Below are 9,652 nucleotides of genomic sequence, written 5' to 3'. Positions count from 1 at the left end.
GGCGGTCCGCACGCCCCGCCCCTGAGCCCCGCCGCGCAGCGCGTGCTTGTGCGCGTGGCACCCGTCCCCCAGCCCCGCCCCCGCCCCGCCCCCGGCCCCCCGCCCTCCCGGGCGCCCGCCTCCCCGGAGGACCCCCGCAGAGCCCGCTCCAGATCCCGCAGAGCCTGCCCCACCAACCGGGTCCCCGCCTTCACCACATCCCGCTGCACCCCCGCCGGCGCCTTCGCCAACCCCTCCTCCAGCCACACCTGCGCGTCCCGCACCGCCCCGAACTCCACCGCCCGCCCCGTCAGCATCGCCGCCGCCGCGAGCGCCGTCGCCAGCCGCAGCTCCTCCGCGTACGCCTTCGTCCCCGGCACGGGTTCCGCGTCCCCCGCCGGCAGATGGGCCTCCAGCAGCACCGCCGCCCGCCCGAGGGCCCCCACCGCCGCCCGGGCCCGGTCGATCTGGCGCCGGCTCACCCCGGCCAGCCCGGACTCGTGCCGCCCCGGTTCGGCGTCGGCCCGCTGCATCGCCTGGAGCAGCTCGGAGCGCGCCTCGCGCGAGTCCAGCAGCGCGCTGCGCACCACCCGCCCGCGCGGCGCCGCCGGCTCCTCGTAGCAGGCGATCACCGCCCCCGCATACCGTCCGGCCGCCGCCAGCCACTCGGCGAGCCGTTCGCCGAGCCGGGCGGTCTGCCAGGTCGGGAACAGCGCGTACGTGACGAGCGCGACCGATCCGCCGAGCAGGGTGAGCCCGACCCGTTCGACGGCCGTGACCAGCGGGTTCCCCTCCTGCAACCCGAGCAGGAACACCACGTACGTGGAGATCCCGACCGTGGTGAGCGCGTACCCGGTGCGGAACGCCAGGTACGCCCCGCCGATGCAGAGCACCGCCAACGCGGCCAGCACCCACTCCCCGGGGTGGGTCAGCTGCACCACCAGCGTCGAGACGGCGACCCCGACCACCGTTCCGGCCAGCCGGGCGACGCCCCGGCTGTAGGTCTGGGCGAAGTCCGGCCGCATCACCATCGCGGCGGTCATCGGCGCCCAGTACCCGTGGTGGAACCCGGCGAACCGGGCCAGCAGGTAGGCGACGGTGACCACGCCGGAGAGCCGGACGGCGTGCTGGAAGATCGCCGAGCGCGGCTGCAGCTGCCGCCGGACGGCCCGCGCCGCGACCGGCAGCATCCGGGCGATGGTCGGCTTGTGCAGCGCCCCGCCGGCCCCGATCACAGGTGTGGTGATGGTGTCCTCGTCGTTGCGGTCCAGGGTGTCCGCGGCCTTGCGCAGCAGCCCGCCGAGCCGCCGGGCGGAGCGCCGGGCCGCCCCCTGGAGCCGCGGGCCCTCGTCCGAGCCGACCAGGGTGAGCGAGGGCGCGGAGCGGGGGAGCCGGACCGGGTCGCCGGTGCGGATCGCCCGGGCGAGGGCGTCCATGACCTCGGCGGCGGCGGCCAGCACCTCCCGGGCCCGGTCCCGTCCCGGCCCTTCCTCGGGGGCGCCCACCTTGGGGTCGGCGAGTGCGGCGAGGGTGGGCCGGATGCGTTCGGCGATGCCGCGCAGTCCGCGCAGCTCGGGCGGCCGGTGACGGTCCTGCCAGGGGGTGAGGGCGGCGGCGTGGCGGGCCGTCATGAACGGTTCCGGGTCCACGTGCGCGGTCGGGTCCTGCCGCAACCGCCGGGCGTAGTCGGCGAGTTCGGCGTAGGTGTCGGCGAGGGCCTCGCGCTGGGCACTCCAGCTGCCGATCGGCCAGACGGTGATCACGGTGGCCTGGACGACTCCGCCGAGCGCGGCGACGAGCCCGTGGCCGAGCGCGGTGGCCGTGCTGACCGGGAGCTGCACGACGATCAGCATCACCGAGACGGTGTTGGTGGCGACCACCCCGGCGGTGGGCCCGATCGCCCAGGCCAGACCGGCGCCGAAGGCCCAGACCGCGAGCAGCACCGGGAACAGCCCGGGGACGCCGGCGGCCAGGTAGCCGAGGAAGGTGCTGACGCCGAGTCCGGCCCCGGCCGCGACGGCGAGGCTGGCCCGGGGCCGGAAGCTGCGCTGGAAGGTGGCCGAGCCGGCGATGAACGCGCCCATCGCGGCCGAGGTGGCGAGCGCGACCCCGCCGAGCGCGAGGGTCGGGAAGAGCACCAGCGCCACCGCGACGGCCCCGCGCACCGCCCGCTTGGGGTCGGTGAGCGCCCGGTCCAGGGTGAGCCCGGTCCGCGCGGTGTCACGAAGTGCGGCGAACCAGGACATAGCGACATCCTAGGCGGGAGACCCCCGCCGGATCAGACTCAACCGGATCCGACTCAGCCGCGCCGCCGCCCACAGCAGTGCCCCGGTCGGCAGGAACACCGCGTCCGCCGCGATCATCGCCAGCGAGAAGACCGGCAGCCCGAGCACCACCGCGATCCCCGCGTGCTCCAGCACCATGACGGCCAGCAGGCCGTTCTTGACCCGCCGGTTGAGCAGCGTGAACGGGAACGCCACCTGGAGGACCACGGTGCCGTACGAGATCAGGAAGACCGGCAGCAGCGCCGAGCCGACCAGCGCGGACAGCCCCGGCCAGGGGGTGAAGTAGTCCAGGTGCAGCGGGTAGTACAGCGCGGTGCCGTCCTGCCAGCGCGAGCCCTGCACCTTGTACCAGCCGGCCGTGGCGTAGATCAGCACCACCTCGACGGCGATCACCAGCATCGCGCAGTTGTGCACCATGTTCGCCAGCGCGTCGAGCACCGCCCGGGGCTCGCCGTCCGGCCGCAGCCGGCCGAGCGTCCACCAGATCCCGGCCACCGCCCAGAGCCCCCAGAACAACGGCGACCAGCCGAGGTACGGGAAGGCCCGGTCCGTCCAGGTCAGGCCGTCCCCGGCGAAGCCGCCGAACTGGCAGGCCGCCAGGACGGCGCCGAGCAGCGTCCAGAGCACCACCCCGGCCCGCCCCGGCCGCCGGCGGCGGCGGGCGTCCAGCGACCAGACCTCGGCGCAGCGGGTGAAGACCAGGTAGACCGCCATCAGGTGGACGACGTTGTCGCCGCCGTCGCCGAGGAAGACGTCGCGGTTCTGCAGGGACAGCACGGTGACCAGGAACAGCACCGTGCTCGCCCTGGTCCGCCAGCCCAGCAGCACGGCCAGGGCCGCCAGCACCGCCAGGTGGTAGACCAGCTCGGACCAGAGCCGCCCGCCGAACCAGGGCAGCACGGTGAACGCCCCGTTGTCGGCCAGCAGCCGCTCCGCCAGCTCCGCCGACCAGGGGGAGCGGTCGCCGTACAGCACCCGCCGGTGGGGCCACTCGCGCAGCAGGTGGGCCAGCCAGACCAGCCCGAAGCCGATCCGCACCGCCGCCGCCTGATGGCGGCCGAGCGCCCGCCCGGTGAAGGCCTCCAGCGCCCGCCCGAGCGGCACCCGCGGCGCCCGCGGTCCGCGGGCCTCCCCCGCCGGCCGCCCGGCCCCGGACTGCCGCGGCACGGCGCCGGCCGGCACCGCCCCGTCCGACAGCGCCCCGTCCGACAGCACCGCCCCGTCCGGCTGCCCGGCCCGCACCGTCGCCTCGTTCATCCGAGCAGCCCCCGGTAGTCCTCGTCCGTCACCGGCCACCACGGCAGCTCCCGCACCCGGGGCGCCGGCGGCGCGGCCTCACCGCTCCAGGACGGCGGCGGGACGGTGGCGGCGGTCGACCGGAACTGGATCTCCACGACCCGCCCGCCGTCCGCCTCCCGGCCGATCCGCTGCAGGGCGATCCGCTTGAGGTACTGCTCGGCGAGCCTGCCGCGCGACGAGGCCGGGGCCTCGTCCTGCGCGTTGTGCGAGCCGTCGTAGAAGTCCCAGGCCCGGCGCAGCAGGTTCTGCTCGACGTGGCTGGGCGCCGGGTTGCCCCGTATCGCGGCGATGTCCTGGGCGGTCAGTCCGATCCAGTCGTGGGTGCGGGCGGCCCCGTCGGGCGCGACGGTGCGGACCCGGGCGTCCACGCTCACGTTCTGCTGGAGCGGGTTGGGCGCGAACAGCTTCCAGTTCTGCTCGAACTCCGGGTACACCACGCCGTCGACCTCGTCCCGGTACTGCCGGGACACCGAGTTGGCGGGCGCGACGTGCAGGAACACCGCGGCGAGGAACAGCCCGGTGCCGGCGGCCAGCACCGCCCCGGCGAAGCCGAGGACCAGCTGCGCGGGCCTGGACCAGGCCCTCCCGGCAGCCGGCCGGTCCGTCGTCTCGGTCATGGCCTCCCCCGACCCGGTCGGCGGGCGCCACCGGCCCGGTGCCGGCGCGCTCGCGCGCGCCCATCCTGCCGCACGGCGCGGGCGGCGGGTGCCGGACCGTCAGAGGACGAACGCCTCCTGGTCGGTGCTGCTCACCATCGGACGGCCCGCGCCCTGCCAGGCGTACATCCCGCCGTCCACGTTCACCGCGTCCCGGCCCTGCTGCACCAGGTACTGGACGACCTGCGCGGAGCGGCCGCCGACCCGGCAGAGCACGTAGAGCTTCTCGTCCGGCAGCTCGCCGAGGCGGGCGATCACCTCGCCGATCGGGATGTGCAGCGCGCCGTCCACGTGACCGGCGTCCCACTCGTCCTGCTCGCGCACGTCCAGCAGGGCGGCGTCGGCGGGCACGGTGGCGGCGTCGGCGGAGGGGATCTGCGGGAACATCGTGTGGCTCTCCTGGGATTCGGTGGGGTGCGTGCCATTGTCGCCCACCGGCGCCGTGGCGTGGGGGCCTTCGGCCGGCTTCGGGCCGCCGAGCAGCCGCTGCAGCTCGGCCTGCCGTTCGGCGGCCTTGGCCAGCAGCTCCTCGGCGAGCTGCTCCAGCAGCCGGTCCGGGTCCTGGGGGGCGAGGGCGAGCAGCTGGCCCATCGGGGTCTGCTCCAGCCGGACCTGCTCGGCGGCGGTCTCGGCGATCTTGGCGGTCAGCCAGTCCAGCCGGCGGCGCAGCCAGTCCGCGCGGTCGGGGGCGTCGACGGCGGGCGCGGCCTCCGGGGCGGTGGACCACTCGGCGGCCAGCGCCCCCAGGGCGGTCGCGTCGCCGTACGCGTAGGCCTCGTTGACCCGGGCCAGGAAGGCGGCCCGGCGCTGCTGCTCGGCCGGGTCGGTGGTCAGGTCGGGGTGGGCGCGGCGGACCAGCTCGCGGTAGATCCGCTGGGCCTCCTTGCCGGGCCGCACCCGCTCCGGCGCGGCGGGCGGCGGCGGGACCGCCTCCCCGTCCTGGCCGGACTGCTCCCGCACCGAGTCGAACAGCGCGTCCAGGTCCGGGAGTTCCTCGACCTGCCGACGCGCCTCGGCGGCCCGGCGCAGGTCCTCCGGCCGGCCGGTGCGGGCCGCGACGGCCTCGGCGACCAGCGCGTCCAGCTCGTCCAGCCGGGCGTACAGCGGGCCGAGCAGCTGGTGGTGGATCAGCGCGAAGTTGTCGATCTCGACCCGCAGCGTCTGCGCGTCCACGTCCATGCTGAGCCAGGCCAGCTCGGCGGCGGCGACCCGCTCCTCCAGTGCCTGCTGCTCCGGGTCCGTCCAGCGGGCGGGGCTCTGCGCGCTCACTTCTCGCCTCTGTCTCGTCCGGCCGGCTGCGTCGTGCGGACCACCCGTACGGGCGGTCCGGCCTGCCACCCTACCGCCGTGGTCGCGGGCCCCGTCCGGGTGAACCGGGGGTACGGACCGGCGTGCGGCGCGCGACACGCAACCGATCCTGAGGAATCTCCCCGTTTCGGTGTCGAGCCCGGCCCGGTCCGTGCTTCGCTGGTATCCGCACAGCGTGCCTCCGGAGCGACGGCCGCCCCCGGGCGCGGCGGCCAGGCAGGAGCAGAGCGAATCCATGGTGGCCGAGTCCAACTCCACACCGCGACCGGCGGGCGACGGAACCGCGCCGGGCGACCACCCGACGGGTGTGGCCGCCCTCGTCCGGCTCGTCCCCGTCCTGGTCGACCGGTCCGGCCGGATCGCGCGGTGGGGCCGGGCCGCCGAGGAGCTGTTCGGCCACCGCGCCGACGTCGCCCACGACCGCCCGGCCTCCGGTCTGCTGCCCGCCCTGGAATCCCGGGTGCACGAACGCTGCTCCGTCCGCCGCGCCTGCGACGCGTTCGACACCCTCGCCGAGCGGACCGCCGACGGCCGCCCCTGGGCCGGCCGGCTGACCGTCACCGACCGCGAGGAGCACCAGCGCGACGTGCTCTGGTGGGCCTACCCGCTGCCCGGTCCGGCCGGCGGACTGCTGGCGCTGGCCGCCGACGCCCGCCCGCTGCGCTCCACCGGGCCGCGGCTCGCGCTCGGCGAGCGGCTGCTCCCCTTCGCCGCCGCGCCCGGTGCCCGGGGCGGCTTCCACGCCCTGACCGCGGCGCTCGCCCCGGCCGGTCGGCCGGTGCCCGAGCCGCTGGCCCGACTGCTGCCCGCCGGCCACCGCGCGGCGCTGCTGGTGGCCCTGGAGCGGGGCGGCCAGCCCGCCCTGCGGCTGGACCCGGCCACCGTGCTGCCGGTGCTGCCGGCCGACGCGCAGACCGGTACGGCGCACGCGGCCGCCGGGCTCGGCCGCCGCTACCCGACGCCCCAGCAGCGCGCCGCCCGGGTCGGCCCGCCGCCGCAGCCCGAGCACGGCGCGCCCGGCCGCCGGCAGCCCGGCCCGCCGCCCGGCCCGCTGCCCGTCCAGCGCGAGGCCGCCGAGCACCCCGTCGCCCAGTCCGCCGTCCCCTCCACCGTCCGGTCCGCCCTCGTCCCCGACGTCCGGCCGGTGGCCGTCGTCGGGGGCGCCGCAGCGGGCGGCGGACCGTCCGTCCCGCCCCCCGCCTCCGGCCGGGAGACGCCCCCGCCCACCGCAGGAGCCTCCGCCATCGAGCACACCACCGTCGAGTCCGCCGTCGAGCCGTCCACCGACGGACACCCGCCGTCGCGCACCGACCAGGCCCCGCCCGCCACCGTCCCGGTCCCCGCGCCCGCGCCCGGGGAGGGCCCGCCCGGCGGACGGCTCGGCACCTTCCTCACCAACGGGCAGGCCGGCGAGCAGCTGGCCCTGCTGAACGAGGTCGGCGGCAAGGTCGGCACCACGCTGGACCTCGGCTTCACCGCCCACGAGCTGTGCCAGGTGCTGGTCCCGCGGATCGCCGACTTCGCCTGCGTGGACCTGGTGGACGGGCTGATCTCGGACTCCGAGCTGCCGGCCGCCCGCCCCGACGACGACACCATGCTGCGCCGGGTCGCCCTGGTCTACAACGAGACCGGCGGCGCCTGGGACCACGTGCTCTCCGAGGGTTCGCTGGTCAGCATGCCCCGCCGCACCCCGCCCGGGATGGCCCTGCAGCTGAACCAGCCGGTGCTGGTCCCGGTGGTCAGCTCGGACGTCGCGGTCGACTACGCGATCGCGCTCGGCGGCGCCCGGCTGGCCCCGGTGGTCACCGGCCGCTCGATGCTGGTCGTCCCGCTCTCCGCCCGCGGCACCGTACTGGGCATCCTCAAACTGCTGCGGCTGCCGGACCGCGCCCCCTTCGACGAGGGCGACGCCGCCACCTTCAAGGAGCTGGCCGCCCGCGCCGCGCTGTCGCTGGACAACGCCCGGCTGCACCGCGCCGAGTCGCGGGTCGCCACCACCCTGCAGCGCTCGATGATCCCGACCCGCCCGCCGCAGATCCCCGGGGTGCAGATCGCCCACCGCTACCTGCCCGGCGACCCCAAGGCCGAGGTCGGCGGCGACTGGTTCGACGCGATCCAGCTGCCCGGCAGCCGGGTCGCCCTGGTGGTCGGCGACGTGATGGGCCACGGCCTGCACTCGGCGGCCGCGATGGGCCGCTTCCGCACCGCCATGCAGACCCTCGCCGCCCTGGACCTGCCACCCGGCCAGCTGCTGCGCCACCTGGACAACCTGGCCCACAAGCTCGGCGACGACCACCTCGCGACCTGCCTGTACGCGGTCTACGACCCGATCAACCGGACCTGCGAGCTGGCCAGCGCCGGCCACGTCCCGCCCGTCCTGGTGCACCCGGACGGCACCGGCGAGCTGCTGGAGATCCCGGCCGGCGCGCCGATCGGCGTCGGCGGGGTGCCGTTCGTCGCCAAGACCATCGACGTCTCGGACGGCTCGATGCTGGTGCTCTGCACCGACGGCCTGGTCGAGGTCCGGGGCGGGGACATAGGAGCCGGCCTGGCCGCGCTCTGCGGCAACCTGATCGACCCCCAGCAGAGCCCCGAGCAGGCCTGCGACGACGTGCTGCGGCGGCTGCACTCGGACGACCGCAAGGACGACGTCGCCCTGCTGGTGGCCCGCTTCGACGGGGTCGCCCCGTCCGAGGTGGCCACCTGGGACCTCACCGTGGACCACCGGGAGGTCGGCCGGGCCCGCTCGCTGGTGCGCGAACAGCTGGCCGGCTGGCAGCTGGAGGCGCTCAGCGACACCACCGAGCTGCTGGTCAGCGAGCTGGTGACGAACGCCGTCCGGGTCGCCCGGGACACCGTGAAGCTCCAGCTGATCCGGGTGGACAAACTGCTGGTCGAGGTCAGCGACGACAACCACAACCTGCCCTCGCTGGAGCCGGCCGAGCAGCTCGGTGAGACCGGCCGCGGCCTCACCCTGGTCACCAAGCTGGCCGAACGCTGGGGCACCGCCCGCAAGGCGGTCGGCAAGGTCGTCTGGTTCGAGCTCCCGCTCCCGCACGCCTGACCGGCCGCGCCACCCGACGCCGAACGCCGGACGGGGCCACGCCACGGGACGCCGAACGGCCGCGTACGGGCACCCGTACGCGGCCGGTGGAACGTCGTCAACGCCCGTCCCGTCAGGGGATGACGGCCCCCGCCGAGCGGCGCCGCCGGGCCTCCACCGCGACCTCCCGCGAGGCGGCCGCGGCCACCGAGGCGGCGGCGCCGACCCCGGCCAGCACCCTCGGCCAGAAGTCCCCGAAGACCTCGACCGAGACGGCGATCAGCAGCGCGGTGATCACCGCGACCACGTGCTCCAGGCCGGCCAGGTTCGGCAGCACGACCGCCTCGCCGATCATCACCGCCACCACCAGGCCGCCGGTGAACCAGGCCCGGCAGCGGAACGCGATGCAGATCGCCAGCGCCACCACCGCGGCCGAGGGCCCGGTGTCCCGCACGTAGGCGACCCACTTCGGGAAGCCGAACAGGTGGTGCGGCCCGATCGCCACGCCGACCCGGGCGAACAGCGTGCCCGCCAGGGTGCAGGTGTAGGCGACCACCAGGGTCATCCGCCGGCCGAGCACGATCTCGGCGATCGCGAAGACCACGAACACCTGGGCCAGCGCCCCCCAGACCGGAAGGTCCAGCGCCGGCACGTACAGGGAGAGCGGGGTCCGCAGGAGCGAGACGTCCAGCGGCAGCGCCGCCCGCACCACCCCGATGTTGTTGACGAAACGCTCGCCGCCCGGCAGGTGCTGGACGATGCTGAACAGCAGGATCAGAAACGTCGCCAGTGTGGCCAGCGGAACAGCGGCGAACTTCTTTCGCACCACCGCGTTCCGGACCGTCACGAACAGCGTTCCCCACTCGGCGACAGCGGCCGTTCCGGCGATTGCCAGCGGCCCCTTTCGCACGCCCCCCGCGTGGGTCCTGTAAATCACAGCTTTTCTCCGAATCCCCGAACTCTCGACTACTCCAACATTAGAAGCCGCTCAACAAAGCCACATCGGCACGGATGGGGAGCCAGGTCATCCTCTGGGGGGAGGCGATCCCCCCATCGGCCCCCCATTTCGACCGACCGGCCCC

At 75.9% G+C, this 9,652-nt stretch carries 6 protein-coding genes; 1 reads left to right on the top strand and 5 read right to left on the bottom strand.

Translation table 11 applies throughout. The annotated features are described in order from the left end of the window. The 4 genes from ACFWP2_RS38370 to ACFWP2_RS38355 all read right to left on the bottom strand — a co-directional run. The coding region (locus ACFWP2_RS38370; protein WP_380460540.1) for an FUSC family protein at positions 1-2,225 on the bottom strand (2,225 nt) is incomplete at its 3' end. A gap of 9 nt (positions 2,226-2,234) precedes the next feature. Next, positions 2,235-3,521: an HTTM domain-containing protein gene (locus ACFWP2_RS38365; RefSeq protein ID WP_380460538.1), complete on the bottom strand. Its 1,287-nt coding sequence runs from the start codon at positions 3,519-3,521 to the stop codon at positions 2,235-2,237. Continuing rightward, entirely contained in the window at positions 3,518-4,180 is a 663-nt protein-coding gene (locus tag ACFWP2_RS38360) for a DUF5819 family protein (protein WP_380460536.1), read from the bottom strand. Before ACFWP2_RS38360 ends, ACFWP2_RS38365 begins: the two co-directional genes overlap by 4 nt. Before the next feature lie 99 nt (positions 4,181-4,279). Then, positions 4,280-5,488 carry a rhodanese-like domain-containing protein gene (locus ACFWP2_RS38355; RefSeq protein ID WP_380460534.1) on the bottom strand — a complete coding sequence of 403 codons (1,209 nt, stop codon included), beginning with the start codon at positions 5,486-5,488 and terminating at the stop codon, positions 4,280-4,282. A gap of 274 nt (positions 5,489-5,762) precedes the next feature. Here ACFWP2_RS38355 and ACFWP2_RS38350 point away from each other — a divergent pair, with 274 nt between their 5' ends. Then, positions 5,763-8,591, top strand: coding sequence for a SpoIIE family protein phosphatase (locus tag ACFWP2_RS38350; protein WP_380460532.1), 2,829 nt, complete (start codon positions 5,763-5,765; stop codon positions 8,589-8,591). Between the two features lie 112 nt (positions 8,592-8,703). On the opposite strand, the gene ACFWP2_RS38345 is transcribed toward ACFWP2_RS38350, so the two are convergent. Further along, positions 8,704-9,417 carry a hypothetical protein gene (locus ACFWP2_RS38345; RefSeq protein WP_360352562.1) on the bottom strand — a complete coding sequence of 238 codons (714 nt, stop codon included), beginning with the start codon at positions 9,415-9,417 and terminating at the stop codon, positions 8,704-8,706. Between the last annotated feature and the right edge of the window lie 235 nt (positions 9,418-9,652).

This window comes from Kitasatospora sp. NPDC058444 (genome assembly GCF_042721415.1).
Classification (GTDB): Bacteria; Actinomycetota; Actinomycetes; order Streptomycetales; family Streptomycetaceae; genus Kitasatospora.
Note: the sequence above shows the minus strand (reverse complement) of the source record. Positions and strands in the feature narration are given on the sequence as shown.

What these genes read in the sequence shown, in the direction of transcription:
- ACFWP2_RS38365 (WP_380460538.1), bottom strand. Translation starts at nt 3,521, where the DNA reads ATGAACGAGGCGACGGTGCGGGCCGGGCAGCCGGACGGGGCGGTGCTG.
- ACFWP2_RS38360 (WP_380460536.1), bottom strand. Translation starts at nt 4,180, where the DNA reads ATGACCGAGACGACGGACCGGCCGGCTGCCGGGAGGGCCTGGTCCAGG.
- ACFWP2_RS38350 (WP_380460532.1), top strand. Translation starts at nt 5,763, where the DNA reads ATGGTGGCCGAGTCCAACTCCACACCGCGACCGGCGGGCGACGGAACC.